Source organism: Pseudomonadota bacterium (assembly GCA_018817425.1).
In the GTDB taxonomy this organism is placed as follows: Bacteria; Desulfobacterota; Desulfobacteria; order Desulfobacterales; family RPRI01; genus RPRI01.
The window spans coordinates 15,898-39,522 of sequence record JAHITX010000040.1 but is presented as its reverse complement, the minus strand read 5'-3'; the positions used below and the strand labels follow the sequence as shown (position 1 = coordinate 39,522).

Sequence of the window (23,625 nt, the reverse complement as noted above, 5' to 3'; positions counted from 1 at the left end):
AATTATAAAAAATGAGTAACATCCGCAATGTATATCTTGCAATGAACACTCTTGCAGATGCAAAAAATATTTTATTCAACAAATTTTCCCACCTTGAAAGACTTTCAGGAGAAAAGATTTTGGTTCCTGATTCGGTAGGTCGGGTTCTTGCAGAACCGGTTTTTGCCAGACTTTCTTCCCCTAATTTCCATGCTGCTGCAATGGACGGTATAGCAGTAAAGGCGGAAACCACCTTTGGCGCAAGTGAAACCAACCCCAAAAAACTTATAGTAAACAAAGATATTTTTTTTCTTAATACAGGGCATGTTCTTCCAGAAAATACAAACTCGGTAATAATGATAGAAAACGTAAATATTATAGATGAAAACTCGGTTGAAATCGAAATGCCTGCCGTACCGTGGCAACATGTAAGGAAAATGGGCGAAGACATAGTGGCAACCGAACTGCTGTTTGCCCAGAATCATGTAATAACACCATACTGTGTCGGCGCACTTCTTTCAGGTGGAATATTCTCTGTTTCTGTAAGGAAAAAACCTAAGGCAATCATAATCCCAACCGGCTCCGAACTTGTTGACTGGGAAAATTCCAACATTGATCAGCTTAAACCGGGGCAGATTTTTGAAACAAATTCTTTTGTCTTAGGCAAAATGGTTGAATCTACCGGAGGCATTTATGAAAGATACGATAAAATCGCAGATGATACCGATAGAATTAAAGAAGCTGTCCTTAAAGCAGTAAATGCCGACTGTGACATAGTACTTGTTCTCGGCGGTTCATCAGCCGGATCTGAAGATTATGCCAAAAAAGTTATTTCAGATATCGGCGAGGTTTTTATTCATGGAGTTACCATGATGCCGGGAAAACCGGTAGTAATAGGCAAAGTTAAAAACAAACCGGTTTTTGGAATTCCCGGCTACCCTGTATCTGCGATAGTTGCGTTCGAACAACTGGTACAACCAATAATATGTAAACTGCTGGGGCAACCGGAAAAAGAAAGACAAAAAATTCAGGTCGTGCCGGCAAAAAAAATCACATCAAAACTTGGTGTAGAAGAATTTTTGCGTGTAAAACTGGGAAAGGTTGGTGAAAGGATAATAGCAACATCTCTTCCAAGAGGAGCCGGATGTATAACTACAATTACAGAAGCAGATGGAATTATTCGCATACCTAACAACGTTGAGGGAATAAACGCACAAGAACCTGTGACTGCAGAGCTTATTCGCCCTCTTTCTTCTATAAACAATACAATCGTAGTTGTTGGAAGCCATGATAATTCACTCGACATTCTTGCAGACAGCATGAAAGCAGGTCAAAACAGCTTAACTCTTTCTTCAAGCCATGTGGGCAGCATGGGTGGCCTTATGGCAATTAAAAACGGTGCATGTCATATTGCCGGTTCACATCTTCTTGATACAACTGATGGTTCTTACAATATATCATACATTAAAAGATATCTTCCCGATATTAAAGTAAAGCTTGTCCACCTGGTTTTCAGGGATCAGGGACTCATTGTTGCAAAAGGAAATCCAAAAAATATAAATGGAATTGAAGACCTTGCCCGTAAAGATATAAAATTTATAAACAGGCAGGGCGGCTCAGGAACAAGGATTCTTCTTGATTACAGGTTAAATCAGCTGGGAATAAATCCTGCACAGATAAACGGATACGATAACGAAGAGTTCACACATATGTCTGTTGCAGTTAACATTTTAAGCGGTGCTATTGATGTGGGTCTTGGTATATTTGCAGCAGCAAAAGCACTTGGTCTTGATTTCATACCGGTAGTAACAGAACAATACGATCTTGTTATCCCGGAGATTTATTTTGAGACCGAAAACATTAAAATACTTCTTGATATAATTAATAGCGCGGAATTTAAAAAACATGTCGAAACATTAGGCGGCTATAGCACAAAGAAAACCGGCGAAATATTGTTGTGAAGTATAAAACAATAGATCATACCGCCGATATAGGAATAGAGGTTTTTGGTTTTAAGCTTGAAGATCTTTTTGAAAACGCAGCCTTTGCAATGTATGATCTTTTAACGGATACAGGCACCCTCCTTTCTTTGTCGGAAACTTCCATCACTGTGACAGGCCAGGACTGGCCCGATCTTATGGTTAACTGGCTCAGGGAACTTTTATATCTCTTTACTGGAAAAGCCATGCTTGTTAAGAGTACAAAGATAATTTCACTTTCGGAATTTACCATAACCGCAAATATTAAATATGAAGACTTTGTTTCAGGCTGCCATATAATAAAGAACGAAATAAAGGCTGTCACTTACCACCAGATCAAGGTTGAACCGGCAGGTTCAAAATGGAAGGCAAGGATTATATTTGATGTGTAAACCAAAAGGGATCAAGGGTTCAAGGATTCGAGGGTTCGAGACATAGATGTACGTAAAATTTTCATTTGAACCCTTGACCCCTGGAATCCTCGAATCCTCAAATTATAGGCTTTAGTCGATAGCAGTTGATTGTATGGAATTAAGAAAAATAGATGATTACAGATGGGAAGTTCCCAAATCAGGACAGATGCGCGTTCCCGGTATTATATATGCCGGCAATTCGTTGATTGAAAGCATAAAGCAGGAAGAAGCAGTAAAACAGGTTGCAAATGTGGCAACTCTTCCCGGAATAATAAAAGCTTCTTTAGCAATGCCCGATATCCACTGGGGATATGGTTTTCCCATTGGAGGAGTCGCTGCGTTTGACTGGGAAACCGGAATCATATCTCCGGGAGGAGTAGGCTATGATATTAATTGTGGAGTCCGCCTTGCAAATACAAAGCTTTGCGAAAAAGATGTAAAAGGAAAACTTGAAGATCTTGTTAACTCGCTGTACCAGAATATCCCATCAGGTGTCGGATCAACAGGCAACATAAAACTGGCTTATTCCGAAGAAAAGAAAGTGTTAAAAGAAGGGAGCAAGTGGGCATTGCGGCATGGCATGGCCAATGAATCCGACATAGAGCATACGGAAGATTTTGGGTGTATGCCAAACGCTGACCCTGATACAGTTAGTGATAAAGCGCTTGGACGCGGTCTGAAACAGCTTGGAACTCTTGGTTCCGGGAATCATTTTCTTGAAATCGGATTGGTTGAAAAAATTTATGATTTAGATGTTGCGCGAGTATTTGGTCTTTTTGAAGGCCAGGTTACTGTTATGCTGCATTCCGGGTCAAGAGGATTGGGATATCAGATCTGTGATGATTTTCTGGCACACATGGCTAAAAACATTAACAAGACCGGTATAGAAATTCCGGACAGACAGCTTGCCTGTGCAATGATCCAGTCTTCTGAGGGAATGCGCTATTTTAATGCCATGGCGTGTGCCGCCAATTATGCATGGGCTAACAGGCAAATACTTATGCACAAAGCACGGGAAGTATTAATGCGCGTTCTTAAAATAGGACCTAAAGATCTTGGAATGAATCTTGTGTATGATGTTTGTCATAATATTGCTAAAAAAGAAACCCACATAGTAGATGGGAAAAGCAAAGTTGTATGTGTTCACAGAAAGGGAGCTACAAGAGCTTTTCCTCCCGGACACGAATCAGTTTGTGAAAAATACAGAGCTGTAGGTCAGCCGGTACTTGTCCCAGGTGATATGGGAAGGGCTTCTTATGTCCTTGTCGGATGCGAAAACGCCATGAAAGAAACTTTTGGATCAACTTGCCACGGCGCAGGACGAGTCTTGAGCCGAACAGCCGCCTTAAAAAAAAGCAAGGGTCGATCCATTGCCCGCGAGCTGGAAGACAGAGGAATATATGTCAGATGGACCGGAAGATCAACACTTGGTGAGGAAATGCCGGAAGCATACAAAAATGTTTCCGAAGTAGTAAATTCTGTACATGGAGCAGGTATTGCAAGAAAGGTTGCAAAACTTAAACCAATGGCCGTTTTAAAAGGATGACAGTTTTAAAGAGGAAGAATAATTTCATATGGATATCTTTCAGGCAATAATCTTGGGAATCATACAGGGACTTACAGAATTTCTTCCGGTAAGCAGTTCCGGGCATTTAGTGCTTTTTCAGCATCTATTCGGATTGAAAGAAGCGGAATTGCTTTTTGACATCAGTGTCCATCTTGGAACACTTGCTGCAGTTGTTGTTTTTTTTCACAAGGATATCAAAGCAATCTTTGTGGCAGTTTTTCGTTATTGTAAAATGGCGTTAAAGACCGGCTCATTTGCTTTTTCAAAAGATGATTCAGAAACCAAGTTTGCATTATTGATTGTTGTAGGATCAGTTCCTACAGCAATCATAGGCCTTATGTTTCACAAGATAGCAGATCGGCTTTTTTCATCGGTTTTGATTGCAGGTACAATGCTTTTATTGACAGGGCTTATTTTATATTGTACCCGCTTTATAAAAAAATCACCGAAAGAAAATGAACTTTTTTCATTTAAAGATGCTCTAATTATTGGCATAATCCAGGGTCTTGCTATAATACCCGGATTATCAAGATCAGGAACCACAATAACTACAGGATTGTTTTTAGGGTTGAATCGTAAAACAGCTGCAAAATATTCTTTTCTTCTTTCCATCCCGGCTATTGTGGGGGCTTCAATTATAAGTTTTGCAGATATGTCTAATAGCAATTTAATACCTTTAGGAACAATTTTAGCCGGGGTCATTTCATCATGTGCGTCCGGTTATTTTGCTCTCAAATTTCTTTTATATGTAGTACAAAAAGGACGACTCCATTATTTTTCACCATACTGTTTGGCAATCGGAATATTTAGTATAATTTTAGCATTATAAATAAGGGGTTAATTAATGAATCCGGAGATTTTCAGAGAATACGATATAAGAGGTATAACAGATAAGGATCTTAATGAAGAAGATGTTGTTCTGCTAGGAAAAGGAATTGGCACCTATCTTCTTAAACACGGCAAATCAAATCTCTCTGTCGGGCGCGATTGCCGATTAACTTCAGACAATTATTCAGATAAAGTAATTGAAGGTTTGCGATCAACCGGTTGCAATGTAACAGATATTGGTATTTGTCCTACGCCTGTTTTATATTTTTCAATTGGGCATTTAAAATTGCAAGGCGGCGTAATGGTAACCGCAAGCCATAATCCACCGGAATACAACGGTTTTAAGATATGCATTGGCCCAGATTCGCTTCATGGCAAACAACTTCTTGACATACTTGATATCATCAAGAATAAATCTTTTGTTTCAGGAAATGGTTTACTTTCTTCTTCCGATGTTCTTACTCCCTATAAAGAATTTGTGCAAAACAATATATCTATTTCCAATAGCCTTAAGGTAGGAATAGATGCCGGAAACGGTACGGCAGGTGTTGTTGCCATCCCGGTATTAAAAAATCTCGGATGTGAAGTATATGATCTCTACTGCGATATGGATGGGACATTTCCCAATCATGAAGCTGATCCTACAGTATTAAAAAACATGACTGACCTTATTGAGCTTGTCAGGGAAAAGCAACTTGATATTGGCATAGGATATGACGGAGATGGCGACCGTTTAGGTGTAGTTGATGAGAAAGGAAATATAATTTACGGCGATCAGCTCATGATTATATTTTCAAGGGAAATCCTGTCAAGAAAACCAGGCGCAACTTTCATCTCTGAAGTCAAGTGTTCAAAAACCATGTATGACGACATAGAAAAGCATGGTGGTCGTGCAATCATGTGGAAAACCGGACATTCATTAATAAAGAAAAAAATGAAAGAAGAAAAAGCAGAGCTTGCAGGAGAAATGAGCGGGCATATGTTTTTTGCAGATCGTTATTTTGGCTTTGATGATGCACTATATGCGTCTTGCAGGCTTCTTGAAATTATCTCAAAAACCGGAAAGAAGATTTCCGAACTATTATCCGATATTCCTAAAACTTATTCAACACCTGAATTAAGAGTTGATTGTCCTGATGACAAGAAATTTGCACTTGTTAAAAAAGTAACGGAGCATTTTAGAAAATCAAATAATATTATAGATATCGATGGGGTAAGAGTTCTCTTTGATGATGGATGGGGTCTTGTACGCGCATCCAACACACAACCTGCTCTTGTGCTTAGATTTGAAGCAATGTCGGAAAAAAGGCTCCTGGAAATAAAAGATCTGGTTGAGTCAACTCTTGCTAAAATACGTGAACAAATCTGAAAGGAGTTTATTATATGAAAGCAATAAGTTATTTCATACTGTTCTTGGGACTGGTTGTGGCAAGCGGATGTGCAACACAACGGGCCATGCCTGTGACATCGAGCGGAGAAAAGATTCACATTGATATCCTGTCCGACCGCGGCAACCCGTCTACCATGGAGTCTCGCCAGTGGCAATATCGGAACGAGGTTGGTTCGTTCATGGAACCTAACATGGTGCGCCGCTTGCGTGATTTTGGGTTCAGCTCTGCCCTGATTCAGAAAAATTCCGACTTCCAACGCCGACCTGGATCTTACCTGTTAAAAATGACCATCACCAGCTACAATCCTGGCAGTACTGCCGCCCGCATCCTTGTGGGGTTCGGGGCGGGAGCATGTTCCTTGGACTGCCATTATGAACTCGTTGATTCCAATGGCAAGACAGTCAAAAGCTGGGACGACGGCGTTGGAACCTCCCAGAACTGGCAGCGGTTGCCGATCACTCTCAACAAGCGGAATGCGGCCAAGGTTCAAGACTACTGCATGGGTTCCAAGCCATAGCGTTCTCTTTTACGAGCAGGCTTATATATTCCAAAGCCACCTGCTTTTGGCTATTTGAAAGTGGCTCAGTAGAAACATAGGATAGCATTTCCAGTAATCCATATATTAGGACGAGTTCCAAGCAAGCCAAAAGGAAGCACGCTGCCGATTAATGGAATAATAATTTTTTTATAATGCTATGTTACGTTGAAATATCACACACTACTATAACCTTCAAGTTAAATAATTAGCAGTCTTATCAGCATCTTTGATACAATAAAAAGATGACTAAAACTATTTACATTTTGACACTGACAGCTCTATTTACAGGTTGGATTACTGCTAAGAAGTTTCGTATATTGAAGTAAAAGAATTTGGGGAAAGTTAATTTTGTACTTTGGGCCAAGATTAGTCAGCGTATATCAAACGGTTATATTCAGGCTTTAAAAAGAGCTTTATATAAATAAATATATCTTGCTTTTAGCAAAAAAACTGCTAATATCTCAAAATTCAACAAGGTTCTGATTGTCTGGCAAAGCGTTTTTTACTGAAGGAACATGTTATTTCCACGTGTTACATCCTCCAGTTTAAAATTTTGAAAATTTTAATTTAACAAAGAAAAAAGGGAGGATGTTATTATGGTAAATGGAACCGTCAAGTGGTTTAACGATAAAAAGGGTTTCGGCTTTATTGAACAGGAAGATGGACCCGATGTTTTTGTTCACCATTCAGCAATCAACGCAACCGGTTTTAAAAGCCTTAGAGAAGGTGACAAGGTTTCTTTTGAAATAGAACAGGGTCAAAAAGGACCATCAGCAGTAAACGTTACTGTGAGATAATTTTTTTTCTATAATAAGGGCATTCCATTGTAAACTATGGGATGCCCTTTATTTTTCAGGGTTTCACATACAGACAAACTAAGAGAGCCACTTTCAAAACGTTTCAGTTTGGTCAAGCTCAAGGCGGGCGAATATTTCAACCACAGGAATACATTGAGTATTTCGAGGATAGCGCTAAAGCTTCACTTCGTGCGAAATTTAAGCCCAACGCTTAAGATCGGCCAAAATGGGGCGTTTTGAAACTGGCTCAAGAGTTTTTTATGGCTCGTATTTGCCATGCCCTTGATGTTAATTCTAGAGTGTTTATGCAAAGGTCTTAAATAAGATCTCACTAATTAACTTACAACAAAAAGTTATACCCAAAGGGATGAGCTGGTCTTGTTTAGACCCTTTTTACTGAATTCATTGAGAAAGGATAATCAAATGAATATTTATATCGGGAATTTAGCTCCTGCAACCACAGAAGAAGCCTTGAAAACATTATTTATCGAATTCGGAGAAGTTGAAACCATCAAGTTGATAAAAGACAAATTTACAGGAAAAGCAAAAGGATTCGCGTTTATTGAAATGCCAAGTAATTCAGAAGCGGATCAAGCTATCAAGGCACTAAACGGAAAACGCATAGATGGCAACAATATCAAAGTGAATCCGGCCGATCCTGGCGGTAAAAAACAACAGAAAAAATCATTTAAAAGAAGAAGTTATTGAAATATGAATAGCTATGGCAATTGTCATAAATTAAGTTCCGTTTGGTTATGAGTGCGTATGCAAATCATAACCAAACAATTTTATTTACAGAACTATTATAGGATATGCATATCGGAGCATGTCGATAAGGTGATGATAATAGTATCATTTAAAAAATCTTATTGATTTTCTTCTGCTCCTTTTTCACTTTGCTTTACCGGTAATCATTTTTCTTTTTGTTTCAAAAGCCTGATAATTTCATCTTCACCTAATGGTTCCAAGTGTTTGATTCTTAAGCTTTCAGACCATTGCTTTGCAAAATCTTTTTGCAGGTACAAGTTTATGCACATTGTTATTAACATTGTGACCAGCGCACCCAAGCTTGCCAATGTCATATCCTTATGAGCATCCCATATGTCACCCTGTGTGCCTATTTCATGCAAGATAAGAAAAAAGAAAATCAATGTATATGAAATACGAGATAGAGGCAGTCGTTTGTAAGACATGCCCAAAAAAACAACAAAAGCAAAAACCAAAGCATTTTCCATTGCCCAGTCTTTGCGGTCATAAGGTTCAATAGAAAGAAATACCAATTCATAAGACTGCGCTCCTTTTTTCTTACTATCATGGTTTTTCTTTGTCTACAATCAATAAGTCAGGTGAAAGCAGGCTGCCATAACTTAGGATTCTTTTTTCAGATTGTTGAATGTACCCTATCGTAAAAATACTATCGTAAAAATATTCCGATTGACATTCATTATAATAATTAGTTTATGGTTGCATATGATAATTGCAAAATATCTAATTTAATATTTCAAAGATATACCTCTATAAATATAATAATCAGGAGGAAATTATGAACAAATCAACTCCGAGTGTTTTAGTAGTAGGAGGAGGTGTTGCAGGAATGGCTGCCGCTAAAACACTTGATGATTTTGGTATCTCAGTTCATCTTGTGGAAAAACGCGCATATCTGGGTGGCAAGGCATTTGACTGGGCATGCATGGCAACTAATGAATGTCAGAACTGCGGCGCCTGCCTTAGTGCAGAACTGACTGATAAGATAGATAACCTGAAAAACACAACAATACATCTGAAAAGCAGTATAGCCGGAATCAAAAAAAACATTGAAGGATTTGAAACAGCGCTAAATAATGAATCATCCGATACTATCTCAACCAATGCTGTTTTGCTGGCTACCGGCATGACCCCTTTTGATGCATCAAAACTACCTGATTTGGGATACGGGGTTTATGATCAGGTAATTACTACTGCCGATCTTAATAATTTATTAAAACAGGAACGGTTAAAAGAAATTCTACCGGATAACCCATCCCCTGCAATTGCTTTTATTCAGTGCGTTGGTTCCAGAAACCGTGAGCAAGGCAGAGATTATTGCTCTCAGGTATGCTGTAAAACAGCTATGCGTCAGGCAAATAAAATCCTTAATGACATACCCGAAGCCCAAATAACAGTATTTAACATTGACCTTCAGGTTATAGGTAAAGAGTTTCGAACCCAGGCAGCTTATATTAAATCACATATAAATCTGATTCAGGGAGTTCCCGGGAAAATTTTATCCGATCATGAAAAAGAAAAATTGACTGTTATTCATGAACACCCGGAAACAGGCGCAAGAACCGCCCGTCATTTTGATCTGATTGTACTTGCAGTTGGTATTGGGCCATGTATGGAAATAGATGATATTGCACAGCAGCTGGATGTAAAACCGGATCAATGGGGATTTGTGGACAGTGACGCTTTGCCACCCGGTATTTATGCCGCAGGTGTGGTACAAGGTCCCACAGACATACTTTCCGCAAAAGATCAGGGTATCATTGCAGCCAATAAAATCATACAGGATTTAAACATATCACCGGAAACAGAGAAAAAGGCCAGTATCGTAGTACTTGGCGAATCAAAAGATTCCGGGACTATATGTCAGTCTCTGGCAAAAGACGGATGGCAGGTATTGCAACTTAATACAGGTAATCAGCAATCACCTGAGATACCCGGCGTTAAATCTTTTACAGGCGTGAGCTTACGTTCAGTAAAAGGAACCGTTGGACAATATGAATTGTCATTTATTATCGATGAACATAAACATTGCGTAAAAGCAGCAGCTATTATTGTGGCAAGTGATACACAAATGGTTGCAGATACTGACATTGTTAATTCCGACAAAATTCAATCTTTGTCTCAGTTTATAAATATTATTGAAAATACACCTGCCAAAATGCCAAAAACCGTTGCATTCTGGCTTGACCGGCACGGACAGGAATGGAAAGATCAGGCACGGACTTGTCTCAATTTGGCAATAACACTTGCTGAAAAGGAAAGTACAGCTGTTATTATAATGGAAAAAATGCTGGTTCATGGACTGGAAGGAAACAAGCTTTACAATAATGCACGCAACAAAGGAGTAAGGTTTTTAAGAGTAAATGATCCGGCACAGGTTTCTATAGCTACTGACAACAGCAATGTTGTGCTTGAAATGAATGAAGCCACACTTCCCGGTATCCGACTAACTCTGGAATGTGACATGCTGGTAATACCGGAAATAATCGGCCTTCCGGTTGGAGCCTCAGAAATTGCCGGTATTTTACGTCAGCAATGTGATGTGGAAGGATTTCTCCAGTCTGCCAATGTGCGGCATCGCAATGTAGGAAGTCCGAGACGCGGTATATTTTTCATTGGTTCGTGTCATGATGAAACCGATAAAACGGATACAAAACGCGAGATCAAAGCAGTAAAGGCATCACTTGAAGCGCTTGTAAATCGTGATGTAAAAACAAAACTTTTACCAGCGATTAATGAAAACAAATGTGCCAGATGCCTGACCTGTTACCGGGTATGTCCCCATTCGGCAGTAATAATTAAAAACAATTACAGACCTGTGATTGTCCCGGATGCCTGCTTCGGCTGCGGAATATGCGTTTCGCATTGTCCGGCAGAAGCAATTGCTGTTGTTGGAGAATCCGATTTTGTTTCATTAGAAAAAACAGCTCCCGAAACTGTAATATTTGCCTGTGAACGCTCAGGGGAGCTTGCGCTTAAATCTGCAAAGAATATGGGGATATTTTCTGATGAAAACAGCAAAATCATACATGTTCCCTGTGCCGGCAGGATTGGTGAAGCAATGATGCTTCAACAGTTACTAAACGGCGCAAAAAGGGTAATTATTGCTGCATGTCATGAAGGAAACTGCCGTTCCTTAAAAGGGAACAAATTTGCTGCTGAAAAAGCCAATCTGATAGTAAAATATACAGGGCTGCCTGAAACAACAATCAGACATTTTAGTGTAGCAGCCAATGAGCCGGTAAAAATTGCCAGGATTATTTCTACATCGGTTTTGGATAAGGAGGTATCATGAACAACGCAAAGATATGTATTGACTCACCGTTTCTGAGCATACTTAATAAAAAAGATAAAGGCGATAATATAAACGAGTGCATGACATGCGGCATTTGTGTTTCACGCTGTAGCTGGTATGAAGGAGAAGGAGGGCCTGACCCGCGGCAAATGGTGCGCATGGCTCAGCTTGGCCTGGATGACTTGCTCGCACAAAGCCATATGATCTGGGACTGCATGCTTTGTAATCACTGCACAGTGGAATGCCCCATGGGAATAGTAATGGAAGAAGTTGCACGCAAAGCAAGATCACTGCCTCTTGCAATAGAGAAAATGCCTCCCGACATTAAACATGGAATCCAGACCCGCCTTGAGACAGGAGATGTAAATGGGTTTACCCGGGAGGATTTTGTTGAAACTATTGAATGGGTGAATGAAGAACTCGCTGATGAAATGGATGGTTCAAAAACAGCAATCCCTACTGAACAAAAAGGTGTGAAATATTTATATCTTCCTAATCCCCGCGAATTGGGGACCAATATCTTACATCTTCAGGCAATGGCAAGACTTTTTAATGCCTTCGGCGAAACATGGACCATGTCAAGTCGTCATACGGATGTTACCAACTGGGGATATTTTGCAGGTGATGAAAATATCGAAAAGAAGATGCTGCTTCAGATAATAGAAGCAGCCGAAGAACTCGAAATTGAAAATCTGGTGCTTTCTGAATGCGGACACGGTTTTCTTACATTGCGGAAACGGGCAGAAGAAGTGATCGGCAAAAAACCGAATTTTAAAGTCTTAAGCATTGTTGAAGTTACGCTTGATATGGTGGAAAAAGGTGTGATCAATCTAAACCCAAAAGCTTATCCTTATCCAATTGCCTATCATGATCCATGCAATCTTGGGCGAAAATCAGGTATTTTTGAAGCACCCAGGAAATTGCTTGCGCATATGTGCGAAGGAGTAGTCGAGCTTACACCTAATCGTATCGATGCTGTTTGCTGCGGAGGCGGTGGAGCCTTGCTTCAGGACAGCACCAGCACTAAACGAAGGATGATTTCAGGCAAAGCCAAGGCAGATCAGATCAAAACAACCGACGTAAAGCATTTGGCAACAGCATGTTTATCTTGTCACAGACAGTTAACTGAAATAGTAAAATATTATAAGCTGGATGTTAAGGTTGATACAGTGGCTGCTCTTGCGGCAGAGGCAATGGTAAAGAAATAAGAAATTAACGGAGCCAGTTTCAAAACGCCCCATTTTGGCCGATCTTAAGCGTTGGGCTTAAATTTCAATCCTCGAAATACTAAATGTATTCCTGTGGTTGAAATTTTCTCCCGCCTTGAGCTTGACCAAACTGAAACGTTTTGAAAGTGGCTCAACTGGCTTTATTTAAGCCCGTTAATTTATATATCACCTATCATTTTATCAATTTCTTCTTTTATAAATTGTGCTAATTCTTCAGCCTCTTTCGTGCTTATACTTGAAATATCGCATGAAAGTCTGTCAAGTTTTTCTTCTTCAATTTCCGTTATTTTGTTAATCAGAAATGTGTCAGCTTCCCCATCATCAAGCAACAAACCACAGGCTCCGACTGCACCAACAAATTCATCTTTTACAAATATAGGATAAATAATCTTGACAAGTCCTGCGTCACATTCTTCGATAACTTCTTTTTTTGTTTGCTTTGCCAAAGCTGCAAGGTTCATATGAGCCACAGCGCATATGAAACTTTGCCCCTTATCAGTTGCCTTAATTTCAGGGCAAAGTTTGTTCGGCCATTTTTGAAAATCACTTATTCGTATTCCTTTAATATCAAACACATTAGCACAAAGACCTGATTTTATGTTTATTTGTTTTTCCAGTTCAATCCATTTTTCAATAGGCGCTATATCGGTAAGTTCCATTTTTATTTATCACCATGTTTTTTCTGCTATACCATCAAATTAAACAGTATTTAACCAGCAATCTTTTTCAATACTTCTTTCAGCTCTGTAACGGCATCCGCTGATTTTTTAAGTGCTGCTTTTTCTTCATCAGTCATTTTAATTTGTATGATTTCTTCTATACCTTTTGAACCTAATTTTACAGGAACACCTATAAATAAGCCATTTATCCCATACTCACCTTCAAGGTATGCTGCACAAGGAAGTATTTTTTTCTTGTCTTTCAAAATAGATTCCGCCATCTCTACAGCGGCAGAGGCAGGAGCATAGTAGGCGCTTCCGGTTTTTAAAAGAGAAACAATTTCAGCTCCTCCGTTTGCAGTTCTCTTAACCAATTCATCTATACGTTCTTTAGAAATCAATTCAGTTATTGGAATACCGGCTACAGTTGAATATCTTGGAAGAGGAACCATAGTATCCCCATGTCCTCCAAGAACAAAAGCATGAGTATTTTCAACCGAAACATTAAGTTCCATTGCTATAAAAGCTCTGAAACGTGCCGAATCAAGCACACCGGCCATACCTATTATTCTGTTTTTAGGAAAGCCGCTTGCTTCATAAGCAACATGGCACATTGCATCAAGAGGATTGCTTACAATAATAATTATCGTATCAGGCGAATATTTTACGACCTCTTTAACTACATTTTTAACTATACCTGCGTTTGTACTGATAAGATCATCCCGACTCATACCCGGTTTTCTTGGTATTCCTGCAGTAATGATAACAATATCCGATCCGGCTGAAGCCTCATAACTGTTAGCTCCTGTTATATGTGAATCGTGCTTTTCTATAGGAGCTGCCTCCATTAGATCAAGTGATTTACCCTGAGGTACACCCTCAACAATATCAATCAATACAACATCACATAATTCTTTTTCTGCAAGACGTTGAGCAGCAGTGGCTCCAACATTTCCGGCTCCGATTACAGTTACTTTTTTATCCATAATGACTCCTTAAACCAATTAATAGTTATATTTTATGATGGTTCGCAATAAGTTTTTTAAAAAGGCCGAGGAAAGATAAGCTCGGTCCTCGGGTGAAGTTTGAAATATCTGATACGATGAATTTCAGGTAATAACAATTTTAATTATTGTCAATATGTTTTATGTTGAAAAAATATTACTGAAACAATAAAGCCAATTTATAAGAAGTAAATTTGTTATAATAATCATATTCTTTCTAATATTTTCTGAAGTGTTGACATTTTGTATTAAAATAAGGTATTAAATTAAAATTACTAAAGAGCATGCTAATTTAAATTTTTACTTATTAATAATTTAGCGAGTTGATCATTTATGGGTATCAAGGAACAAATTAAATCTGTTTTGCAGGAAGCGGAAATATACAAAAGTCAGGGTTTATTGAACGAAGCCATGGCAACCTATAAAAATGCTAAAGAACTTATTAAAAAAAACATAAAGCCTGAAAACAGCCGGCAATTGCTTGAAGGTATTAATAATACAATGGAGTCGTTAAAGCAGATTATATCTAAATATAATGATTTAAAAATACCTGAACTTTCTGATGATACACAAAATTTGATCAAAGAAAAATTTGCTTTTTCAAACGATAAAGAATCAGCAACCCTTGAAGGAGCAATAATACTTACTAAATTCGGCCAATTTGAGAGAGCTATAAAAGAATTTAATGAATTATTAAAAACAGACTCTTTACGGCTTGTGGCCGCCAAAAATATTTTAAGATGCTATTTCGCATCTTCCGGAGCAGATAATGCTCTTTCTCAATATAGAGAATGGTTGAAGCTCGGTATCTTTTCCTCAGGGCAAGAAGAAAAAATAAAGTTTTTTTTAGAAAACCTTTTAAAAGAAAAAGGAATTGAAAATAAAATTCTTGCGGAAGAAGTGAAGGAAAATGTAGATGTACAAAATATAATCACTGAAAAAGCTGATGAGCAAAAACATTCAACAAAACCTTTGTTGGATATCCCAGAGTTAAACGATGATGAAGAAGAATTTTTAGATATAAATTCTGTTGGAATTACATTGGATAAAGGCCCGGAAATTCTTCTTGATGTTGCGTTTCAATCAGAGAATGTGGTTAGCCTTATTGTTTCTGGCAGGGAAAAACTATTTATAGATAAATTTAAAACAGGTTTAAAATTAAATAATATTCAATTTTATTCACCAATTGCCATCTTGAACGGCTCGGGTGTTATACTTGCTTTTTCAAAGATCGACTCTGGCCCTAAAAAGGGAAATTACAGCCTTGATCTAAAAATGTTTACTGACTAGCATTTTACTTATCACTATGTTCGGAGTTATGTTAGATGGCGGTTTTTAACCTAAAAAGTCGCGAGATTGAATGTAAAATTGTATTTTACGGCCCGGGAAGATCCGGTAAGACCACCAATCTCGAATATATTTTCAAAACTTATAAAAAACAGGTTTCCGACCAAATGGTCACGATCAATACCGAGGGGGACAGAACCCTCTTTTTTGATTTCCTTCCCATGGGGCTTGGTAAAATCAAAGGGTGCGACGTTAAAGTACAACTGTATACCGTTCCAGGACAGGTTCAATACAGTTCTACCAGAAAACTGGTTTTAAAGGGTGCGGACGGAATTGTATTTGTAGCCGATTCTTTTGCTATCAGACGCGAAAAAAATATGCTTTCGCTTAAAGATCTTGATCAGAACCTGAAAGAATGCGGGCTCAATATTTTTAAAATTCCTCTCATACTTCAATACAATAAAAGAGATATAGCCAATATTCCCGGTAACACTATACCGATAATGTCTATAGAAAAACTGCAAAATGATCTTAACAAACAACTCAAAGTTCCGCACTTCCCGGCAAGTGCTTTGTCGGGTCAGGGTGTAGGAGCAACATTAAAAGAGTGTTTAAAACTGACTCTGGTTCATTTGCAAAAGGAATTTAACTGGGCTCAATAGATAAATGAGTAATATATCACTTTCCGGAAATTTAAATTTTCTTAATCTTGGAGAATTATTCCAGATTTTTGGCACAAACTCAAGCACAGGTGTTTTAAAGATTAAGAGTAAATATTCTTCCGATCCGGGATTAATGTATTTTGTAAAAGGAAATATTGTTGATGCTTCTGCAGGAACAAAAAGGGGCGTTGATGCCGCATATGCTCTTTTTGGATGGATTGACGGTGACTATGAATTTTACCAGGAAGAAGTAAATTTAAAAAATGTCGTACAAAAAAGCAGAATGGAAATTACCTTAGATGCTTTAAGACTGCTTGATGACGGCCAGATAGAAAAACTTGGTCCTGTTTCTTTCGAAAAAAAACCTTCAGGAAGCTCTGATAAACAATCTGCCATTCCCGTTATCAGAGGCCCACTCGTTGATTATGCCTATGTTGTTGACGAAGAAGAACATTTTGATGGCAACAAAATAGTTGAAGAAGGCAAATACGGCAACTGGATGTGGACAGTATTGGAAGGAACAGTTGAAATCATTAAAGAAACTGATAAAGGTACCGTAAAGATTTTAAGACTTAGCGATGGATCATTTATCGGTAGCATTTCAGCGGTTATGCCTGGGGATAGGGTAAGAAATGCTTCAGCAAAAGCTGTTGGAACAGTGCAACTCGGCCTGCTGGATTCGCAAAGGCTTTACGGTGAGTTTACCAAATTATCTTCCGAAATGAAAGAGATAATAAAAAGTCTTGACAATAGATTGCAAACACAAACAACAATGATGATTGATACCTATTTAAATAAAATAAATGTAAAAGATATTTTGCAAAATAAGAAAATACTAATCGAACAGGGCTCACCCAATAATAAATGTTATAAAATAACAGAAGGGGAGGTTTTGATAGTCCGTAACACAAAAAACGGCTATCTCCCAATAGTAAATCTTAGTGCCGGAGATTATATAGGGCAAATTCCCTTCATTAATATTGGTCAGGAACCGCATTCAGCATCGGTTTTAGGCTCAACAAACATCAAAGCTACCGCCATTGAAACAGGAAATATTCAAAAAGAATACGATAATCTTTCGTTAACCTTTAAAAATATCCTGGAAAATATCGGATCATGTATCTCTGCTACAACAATGGTTGCAAGTGAACTGCATAGAAAATCATCATCATCATAAATGTATGTTATATTCATAAATCGTAGTGCATTATATCCCAAAGGCAAATACCATGACAGAAAACAAGAGAAAACACTCAAGATTTAATTCGCTTAACTTATTGCATATAGAAGTTTATGAAAATGATTTACTAGTGAAACAAGGGACAGGCAGAACTATTAATGTTTCGGAATCAGGAATTCTTCTCGAAACACATTTTTTGATTAATAACGAAAGCACTGTTTTGGTGTCTATTGCTCTGAAAGAATCTTTGGTGGAAATTAAAGGCATAGTAATTCATACAATACAAGACAGCAAAGACAAATATAAAATAGGTATTAAATTTAATCCGATCACTAAACCTAACCTTGAGATTTTAAAAGTATATATTGATAATTTTACAACAGAAAAGAATGAAAAGGAAATTTAAATGACGCAAGCAATTTGTGAAACTGATTTTAAAGATATTAAACTTATTAAAAGAGGAAAAGTAAGAGATATTTATGATCTTGATGATAAACTTTTAATGGTTGCAACAGACAGAATTTCTGCTTTTGATGTAGTAATGCCCGACCCTATACCGGATAAAGGAAAAATTCTTTCGAAAATATCCTTGTTCTGGTTTGATATGATGAAATCCGTAATTAAAAATCATGTTATTTCAGGAAATGTTAATGATTATCCTTCAAAATGCAGGCAATATGCTGACATCTTAAATCAAAGAAGCATGCTTGTAATAAAAACAAATCCACTTCCTATTGAATGTGTTGTAAGAGGATATTTATCAGGATCAGGATGGAATTCTTATAAAGAAAGTGGAGAAATTTGCGGTATAAAACTTCCAAAAGGTTTGAAAGAATCCGATAAGCTGCCTGAACCAATTTTTACTCCTTCAACAAAAGAAGAAGTAGGCTTTCATGATATAAATATAGATTTTGATGAAACTGTCAAAAGAATAGGAAAAGATCTGGCTGAAACTATAAAAAAATTAAGTATTGAAATATATAATAAAGGGGCGCAATTCGCACTCCAAAAAGGTATTATAATTGCTGATACAAAATTTGAATTCGGACTTCTTGAAAATGAAATTATTATAATAGATGAAATCCTTACTCCGGATTCATCAAGATTCTGGCCGGAAAATTCTTATAAACCGGGAGGGCCTCAATCAAGTTTTGATAAACAATATTTGAGAGATTATCTATCTTCGATCAAGTGGGATAAGAATCCACCTGCGCCTTCTCTTCCAAAAAATGTTATTGATGACACCCGCAGCAAATACATGGAAGCATTAAAGCGTCTTAGCGGCACTGAATTATGATATGGAAAGAAGAACTTGTCTTTTTATCTTCGATTTTATTAGAAGATGACACTTTTAGAATAACAACAGAAGAAAACATAGATACCCTTGCCCGTTCAATTAATAACAACGGGCTTATCAACCCGCCAATACTGCTTATAAATAATTCCGGATATTCCATTATAAGCGGTTTCAGGCGAATTAAGGCAATACAAAGTCTCGGAAAGTCAGATTTAGTTGCGAGAGTGCTTTGCAAAAACGATAGTTCTCTTGAATATGTCAAGATCGCTATAAGTGATAATTCATTTCAAAGGCAATTAAATTTAATTGAAATATCGAAATGCTATAAAATGGTTTCAAGCTATTTTGAAGAAAAAGCTTTGCCTGAAGCCGCTTTTTCACTTGGCCTTCCCGACAATCCTGTTTTGATTAAAAAAATTATAAAGCTTTGCGATTTGCCGGTTATAATACAAAAATATATTCTTTCTGATACACTTTCTCTGGCAATGGCTCTTGAACTCACAAAACCGGAATATAATCAAACAGGAACCGATATTGCCATTATTTTCGATAAATTAAAGCTTAGCCTTAATAAGCAAAGAGAGTTTCTTACGCTTTGTTATGAAATCGCCGTAAATGAAAATATCACTATTGCAGATTTGTTAAAAGAAGATAATTTAAGTAATATTTTAAACGATAAAAATATTGATAGAAATCAAAAAACACGTTTAATTAGAAATCACCTTAAAAAAAGACGTTTCCCAACTCTTATACAGTTTGAAACTGAATTTGAAAATAATTTAAAAAAACTTAATCTTATTGAAGGAATCAAGCTGATACCACCTCCTAATTTCGAAGGCAGTTCTTTTCATATAAACATGGAGTTTAAAAAAATCACAGACCTGAATGAACAAACTAAATATCTTAACAAACTGATAGAAAATCCGGTATTACGTAAAATACTTTCAAAAGAAATTTAAAAGGGTATATACATGTTAAGTATCGAAGAGATTAGAAATGATCAGGATCTGTTAGACAACATCGACTGGGAAATGACTCCTGAAGAAGCCGTCAGGCTTTATCTGGAATGGGGCAATAACTGGACACGGGGTAATTATGTAATCCGGGGAAAAGAGGATGTTTCATTCTATTTTGTAGTAAATACCTGGGGAAAAGAGCCGGTGGTATATCTCATACGCAGAAATTCGGATGAAGCAACAGAACTTGCCAAAATAAAATTGCCGAATAAAGTTAAAGAACTCTTCTTAGACTCTATAGGAAATAATAAGGGTGTTTATTCAATTGAAGGCGATGTAAAAGAATGGTTACAAAAAGAACTTCTTGGCAATTGATTTATATAGTACTTTTCATAAATTAATTGCCGTTTGGTTGAAAAGCACATGTGAATCATACTTTATTTGTTTTTTTCTCTTTTTCTTTCTGCAAGCCGCATTTCTCTTCTGGACGCAGCCTCCCTGTTTCTCCGGGTTTCTTCTTCGTTTTCAAGAATAAGCGGAGGAACGTAGGCAGGATTTCCTTTCTGATCTAAAGCAACATACGTGAGATAAGCCAGTGCCGTTGTCCTGGTTTCACCGGTAATATAATTTTGGGCTTCCACCTTTACACCTATTTCCATAGAAGTTTTGCCTACCATATTAACACTGGCTTTCAAGATTAATAAATCTCCTATATATACCGGGCTGATAAAATCCAGACGGTCAATTGAAGCTGTAACAACATTGCATTGCGCATGCCTGGTAGCAACAATTCCTGCGGTGGAATCAATATGCTTCATTACTACCCCGCCATGCACATTTCCGGCAAAGTTAGCATCAAGATGTGTCATTTGCTGAATAGTTGTAACCTGGCTGTCTTTTATCTTTTTTCCTTCCAAAATAGCTCCTTTATATAAGCATAAAGTAATTGTGGCGTAAATATTTAGGATACTCATTTACCTTAACATGTTAAATTTAGCAATAAATATAATTATTTTCCAAAATCTTTTTCTTGCGATATTTAAAATAAATGTTAACGTTAATAATTAAGTATGCTCAACTTAAGCTAAAGTTGATTTTTTATTGAAAGCATTGGGAAACGCGTAAATTTATATAGTTCAATCGTAAAAACTACCAGTATAACCTATTGAATATTTAATGTTTTATAATTCAAAACGATAGGAGGGCGTATACTAATGTCCCAAACGCTACCATCAAATGACATCTCCATAGTCCTCGGTGGAGAAGCCGGCCAGGGTATTCAGACAATTGAGCAGCTTTTAACAAAAATTCTCAAACAAAATAATCTTTATGTTTTTGCCACAAAAGAATACATGTCAAGAGTCCGCGGCGGAACAAATACTACCAGTATTCGTGTAGGCTCACATCCTCTACAGGCTCCTATTGACAGGATCGATCTTATTATACCTTTAGATAAACAAGTGCTTCATAGAGTCCAAAAACGTATCACGGAAAATACAATTATTGTCGGAGACAATGAGGTGCTGGAAAGTAATTTGAAAATCATTGATATACCTTTAAGCAAACTCTCAAAAGAGCTTGGCAGCAAAATTTATTCAAACAGCATCGTACTTGGTATTATACTTTCTTTGCTGAAAACAGACTATCAGATTTTGGAAAACCACTTAAGAAAGTATTTTGAAAAAAAAGGCGATAAAGTCGTTGAACTTAATATCCGGGCTGCCAATCTTGGTTTTGAGCATGGCAGAAAACTGCGGGAAAACAATACGGTTTTGCTTCCTGAATTATCAATATCAGATATTCAAACCGATATAATGATAAACGGTTCCGAGGCAATCGCCATGGGAGCAATCGCGGGCGGATGCCGCTGCATTACTTCTTATCCAATGACTCCAGGAACAGGGGTAATCACTTTCATGGCTAAAGTTGCCCATGATTTTGAATTAATAGTTGAACAAGCCGAAGATGAAATTGCAGCCATTAATATGGCAATCGGAGCATGGTATGCCGGTGCAAGGACTATGGTTACAACATCCGGAGGCGGTTTTGCATTAATGGCTGAAGGCTTGAGTTTAGCAGGTATGCTTGAAATGCCGGTTGTTATTCACCTTGCCCAGCGGCCAGGTCCAGCTACAGGACTGCCTACACGTACCGAACAAGGAGATCTTGAGCTTGCGCTTTATGCCGGACATGGAGAATTTCCAAGAATTATTCTTGCTCCGGGATCTTTAAAAAATGCTTTTTATATTACCCAAAAAGCTTTTAACCTTGCCGACAAATTTCAGGTTCCTGTTATTATTCTAACTGATCAATATCTTGTAGATACTTATTACAACATACCACCCTTTGATTTAAATCAGCTTAAAATAGAAAACCATATTATTGAAACAGATGAAAATTATCTTCGATATAAGATTACAGATGACGGCATTTCACCACGCGGCATACCGGGTAAAGGCAAAGGACTTATAGGGGTAGATAGCGATGAACATGACGAGGCCGGGCACATAACCGAAGATCCGGAGTTAAGGGTAAAAATGGTAGATAAGCGTCTTGCAAAACTCTCGCTTATCAAGGAATCTGTCATTCCTGCTCAAATATATGGACCTTCAAATTCCCGGAAAATTATTATCAGCTGGGGTTCTACAAACCGTATAGTAAGAGAAGCCGTGGTGTGCCTTGGCAAAAAAGATATTGCCCATATCGCACTCCAACAAGTTTATCCATTGCCTGAAAATCTGCATCAAGTTCTTTTAACCGCCAAAAATACGATTATTGTTGAAAACAATGCCACATCACAACTTGGAAAACTGATTTTACGTGAAACAGGAGTTAAGATAAATCATAAGATTTTAAAATATAACGGGTTGCCGTTTACTGTTGAAGAACTCACAGAGAAAATATCCGAAATAATTTCTTGAGAAAGGATAAGAAATGAACTTTGATATAGAAAAAACAGATATCGCATGGTGCCCCGGCTGCGGTAATTTTGGGATACTTAATGCCTTAAAAAGCACTCTTAACGAATTGGATATAAATCCTCAAAACCTGGTTCTGGTATCAGGCATTGGGCAAGCAGCAAAAACCCCACATTATCTTCGTACAAACTTCTTTAACGGTCTTCATGGAAGGGCTTTACCACCGGCAACGATGATTAAAGCGGCAAATCCCGACCTGCACGTCATTATTACAAGTGGCGATGGTGATATGTACGGTGAGGGCGGTAATCATTTTATACATGCTATACGCAGAAATCCCGATATTACTATAATCGTACACAACAATATGGTTTACGGCCTCACAAAAGGCCAGGCTTCGCCTACCAGCCAACTCGGGTTTGTGACTCCCTTACAGGTTGACGGTGTGTTTGAGGAACCTTTCAATCCATTGGCTGTTGCTGTATCCCTGAATGCTTCTTTTGTTGCCAGGACATCTATTCACAATCAGGATTTAAGCAAAAATATTTTTAAACAGGCAATACAGCATAAAGGTTTTGCCCTTGTAGACACCTTTACCCCCTGTGTATCCTTTAACAAGATTAATACATGGAAATGGTATGAAGAAAACACATATGTTATAGACGATAGCTACGATCCGACAAACAGGGATTCCGCTTTCAGCAAAGCATGTGAATCATCTCCATGGCCACTTGGAATTATTTATAAAAGTAAGGCAAAACCAAGTTTTGAAGAAAATCTTTATGCTTACAAAAATAATAATAAGCCTGTCATCAACCGGGAAGTACAGTGGGATAAGTTAAAAGCATTAATTGAAAGCAAAAGCATGTAAATTGAAACAT

23 protein-coding genes are annotated in these 23,625 nt (G+C 37.7%); 19 read left to right on the top strand and 4 right to left on the bottom strand.

Annotated elements, in window-relative coordinates; genetic code table 11:
* Positions 1–11: 11 nt before the first annotated feature.
* From KKC46_08200 to KKC46_08165, 8 genes are all read left to right on the top strand, one after another.
* Positions 12–1,940 (top strand): molybdopterin biosynthesis protein, encoded by a 1,929-nt coding sequence (locus tag KKC46_08200; GenBank protein MBU1053798.1) that lies wholly within the window; start codon positions 12–14, stop codon positions 1,938–1,940.
* A complete protein-coding gene (locus KKC46_08195; GenBank protein MBU1053797.1) occupies positions 1,937–2,350 on the top strand; it encodes an archease in 414 nt (137 codons plus the stop codon). Before KKC46_08200 ends, KKC46_08195 begins: the two co-directional genes overlap by 4 nt.
* A 133-nt stretch (positions 2,351–2,483) precedes the next feature.
* Positions 2,484–3,917, top strand: a complete 1,434-nt coding sequence (locus KKC46_08190) for an RtcB family protein (protein ID MBU1053796.1) — start codon at positions 2,484–2,486, stop codon at positions 3,915–3,917.
* A gap of 28 nt (positions 3,918–3,945) precedes the next feature.
* Positions 3,946–4,767 carry an undecaprenyl-diphosphate phosphatase gene (locus KKC46_08185; GenBank protein MBU1053795.1) on the top strand — a complete coding sequence of 274 codons (822 nt, stop codon included), beginning with the start codon at positions 3,946–3,948 and terminating at the stop codon, positions 4,765–4,767.
* A 15-nt stretch (positions 4,768–4,782) separates the two neighbouring features.
* On the top strand, positions 4,783–6,135 hold the full coding sequence (locus KKC46_08180) for a phosphomannomutase/phosphoglucomutase (protein ID MBU1053794.1): 1,353 nt from the start codon (positions 4,783–4,785) through the stop codon (positions 6,133–6,135).
* Between the two features lie 14 nt (positions 6,136–6,149).
* Complete coding sequence (locus KKC46_08175) at positions 6,150–6,674, top strand: DUF4410 domain-containing protein (protein MBU1053793.1); 525 nt, start codon at positions 6,150–6,152, stop codon at positions 6,672–6,674.
* Between the two features lie 617 nt (positions 6,675–7,291).
* Positions 7,292–7,492 carry a cold-shock protein gene (locus tag KKC46_08170; GenBank protein ID MBU1053792.1) on the top strand — a complete coding sequence of 67 codons (201 nt, stop codon included), beginning with the start codon at positions 7,292–7,294 and terminating at the stop codon, positions 7,490–7,492.
* A 423-nt stretch (positions 7,493–7,915) separates the two neighbouring features.
* Positions 7,916–8,200, top strand: coding sequence for an RNA-binding protein (locus KKC46_08165; GenBank protein MBU1053791.1), 285 nt, complete (start codon positions 7,916–7,918; stop codon positions 8,198–8,200).
* A 203-nt stretch (positions 8,201–8,403) separates the two neighbouring features.
* On the opposite strand, the gene KKC46_08160 is transcribed toward KKC46_08165, so the two are convergent.
* On the bottom strand, positions 8,404–8,772 hold the full coding sequence (locus KKC46_08160) for a DUF2238 domain-containing protein (protein ID MBU1053790.1): 369 nt from the start codon (positions 8,770–8,772) through the stop codon (positions 8,404–8,406).
* A gap of 263 nt (positions 8,773–9,035) precedes the next feature.
* Between KKC46_08160 and KKC46_08155 the strand changes: the two genes are divergently transcribed.
* Positions 9,036–11,552 (top strand): hydrogenase iron-sulfur subunit, encoded by a 2,517-nt coding sequence (locus tag KKC46_08155; protein MBU1053789.1) that lies wholly within the window; start codon positions 9,036–9,038, stop codon positions 11,550–11,552.
* On the top strand, positions 11,549–12,760 hold the full coding sequence (locus KKC46_08150; protein ID MBU1053788.1) for a (Fe-S)-binding protein: 1,212 nt from the start codon (positions 11,549–11,551) through the stop codon (positions 12,758–12,760). The genes KKC46_08155 and KKC46_08150 overlap by 4 nt, the downstream gene beginning before the upstream one ends.
* Before the next feature lie 179 nt (positions 12,761–12,939).
* On the opposite strand, the gene KKC46_08145 is transcribed toward KKC46_08150, so the two are convergent.
* Positions 12,940–13,440 (bottom strand): PocR ligand-binding domain-containing protein, encoded by a 501-nt coding sequence (locus KKC46_08145; GenBank protein ID MBU1053787.1) that lies wholly within the window; start codon positions 13,438–13,440, stop codon positions 12,940–12,942.
* Positions 13,441–13,490: 50 nt separating this feature from the next.
* Positions 13,491–14,426 carry a malate dehydrogenase gene (gene mdh / locus KKC46_08140; GenBank protein MBU1053786.1) on the bottom strand — a complete coding sequence of 312 codons (936 nt, stop codon included), beginning with the start codon at positions 14,424–14,426 and terminating at the stop codon, positions 13,491–13,493.
* A 495-nt stretch (positions 14,427–14,921) separates the two neighbouring features.
* On the opposite strand from mdh, the gene KKC46_08135 reads away from it, so the two are divergent.
* Genes KKC46_08135 through KKC46_08105 form a run of 7 tightly spaced genes read left to right on the top strand, consistent with a single transcriptional unit; the run spans position 14,922 to position 20,201 of the window.
* Positions 14,922–15,734 carry a hypothetical protein gene (locus tag KKC46_08135; GenBank protein MBU1053785.1) on the top strand — a complete coding sequence of 271 codons (813 nt, stop codon included), beginning with the start codon at positions 14,922–14,924 and terminating at the stop codon, positions 15,732–15,734.
* A 35-nt stretch (positions 15,735–15,769) separates the two neighbouring features.
* Entirely contained in the window at positions 15,770–16,393 is a 624-nt protein-coding gene (locus KKC46_08130; protein MBU1053784.1) for a GTPase domain-containing protein, read from the top strand.
* 4 nt (positions 16,394–16,397) lie between these two features.
* On the top strand, positions 16,398–17,570 hold the full coding sequence (locus tag KKC46_08125; GenBank protein ID MBU1053783.1) for a cyclic nucleotide-binding domain-containing protein: 1,173 nt from the start codon (positions 16,398–16,400) through the stop codon (positions 17,568–17,570).
* Between the two features lie 52 nt (positions 17,571–17,622).
* On the top strand, positions 17,623–17,979 hold the full coding sequence (locus KKC46_08120) for a PilZ domain-containing protein (protein MBU1053782.1): 357 nt from the start codon (positions 17,623–17,625) through the stop codon (positions 17,977–17,979).
* Entirely contained in the window at positions 17,980–18,870 is an 891-nt protein-coding gene (locus KKC46_08115) for a phosphoribosylaminoimidazolesuccinocarboxamide synthase (GenBank protein MBU1053781.1), read from the top strand.
* Positions 18,867–19,829, top strand: a complete 963-nt coding sequence (locus KKC46_08110) for a ParB N-terminal domain-containing protein (GenBank protein ID MBU1053780.1) — start codon at positions 18,867–18,869, stop codon at positions 19,827–19,829. The genes KKC46_08115 and KKC46_08110 overlap by 4 nt, the downstream gene beginning before the upstream one ends.
* A 12-nt stretch (positions 19,830–19,841) precedes the next feature.
* On the top strand, positions 19,842–20,201 hold the full coding sequence (locus KKC46_08105; protein ID MBU1053779.1) for a hypothetical protein: 360 nt from the start codon (positions 19,842–19,844) through the stop codon (positions 20,199–20,201).
* Between the two features lie 62 nt (positions 20,202–20,263).
* Here KKC46_08105 and KKC46_08100 read toward each other — a convergent pair whose 3' ends face one another.
* Positions 20,264–20,800 carry an acyl-CoA thioesterase gene (locus KKC46_08100; protein MBU1053778.1) on the bottom strand — a complete coding sequence of 179 codons (537 nt, stop codon included), beginning with the start codon at positions 20,798–20,800 and terminating at the stop codon, positions 20,264–20,266.
* A 240-nt stretch (positions 20,801–21,040) separates the two neighbouring features.
* Between KKC46_08100 and KKC46_08095 the strand changes: the two genes are divergently transcribed.
* Together KKC46_08095 and KKC46_08090 are read left to right on the top strand one after the other, a co-directional pair.
* On the top strand, positions 21,041–22,747 hold the full coding sequence (locus KKC46_08095; protein MBU1053777.1) for a 2-oxoacid:acceptor oxidoreductase subunit alpha: 1,707 nt from the start codon (positions 21,041–21,043) through the stop codon (positions 22,745–22,747).
* A gap of 13 nt (positions 22,748–22,760) precedes the next feature.
* Positions 22,761–23,615, top strand: a complete 855-nt coding sequence (locus tag KKC46_08090) for a 2-oxoacid ferredoxin oxidoreductase (GenBank protein MBU1053776.1) — start codon at positions 22,761–22,763, stop codon at positions 23,613–23,615.
* The last annotated feature ends 10 nt before the right edge of the window (positions 23,616–23,625 follow it).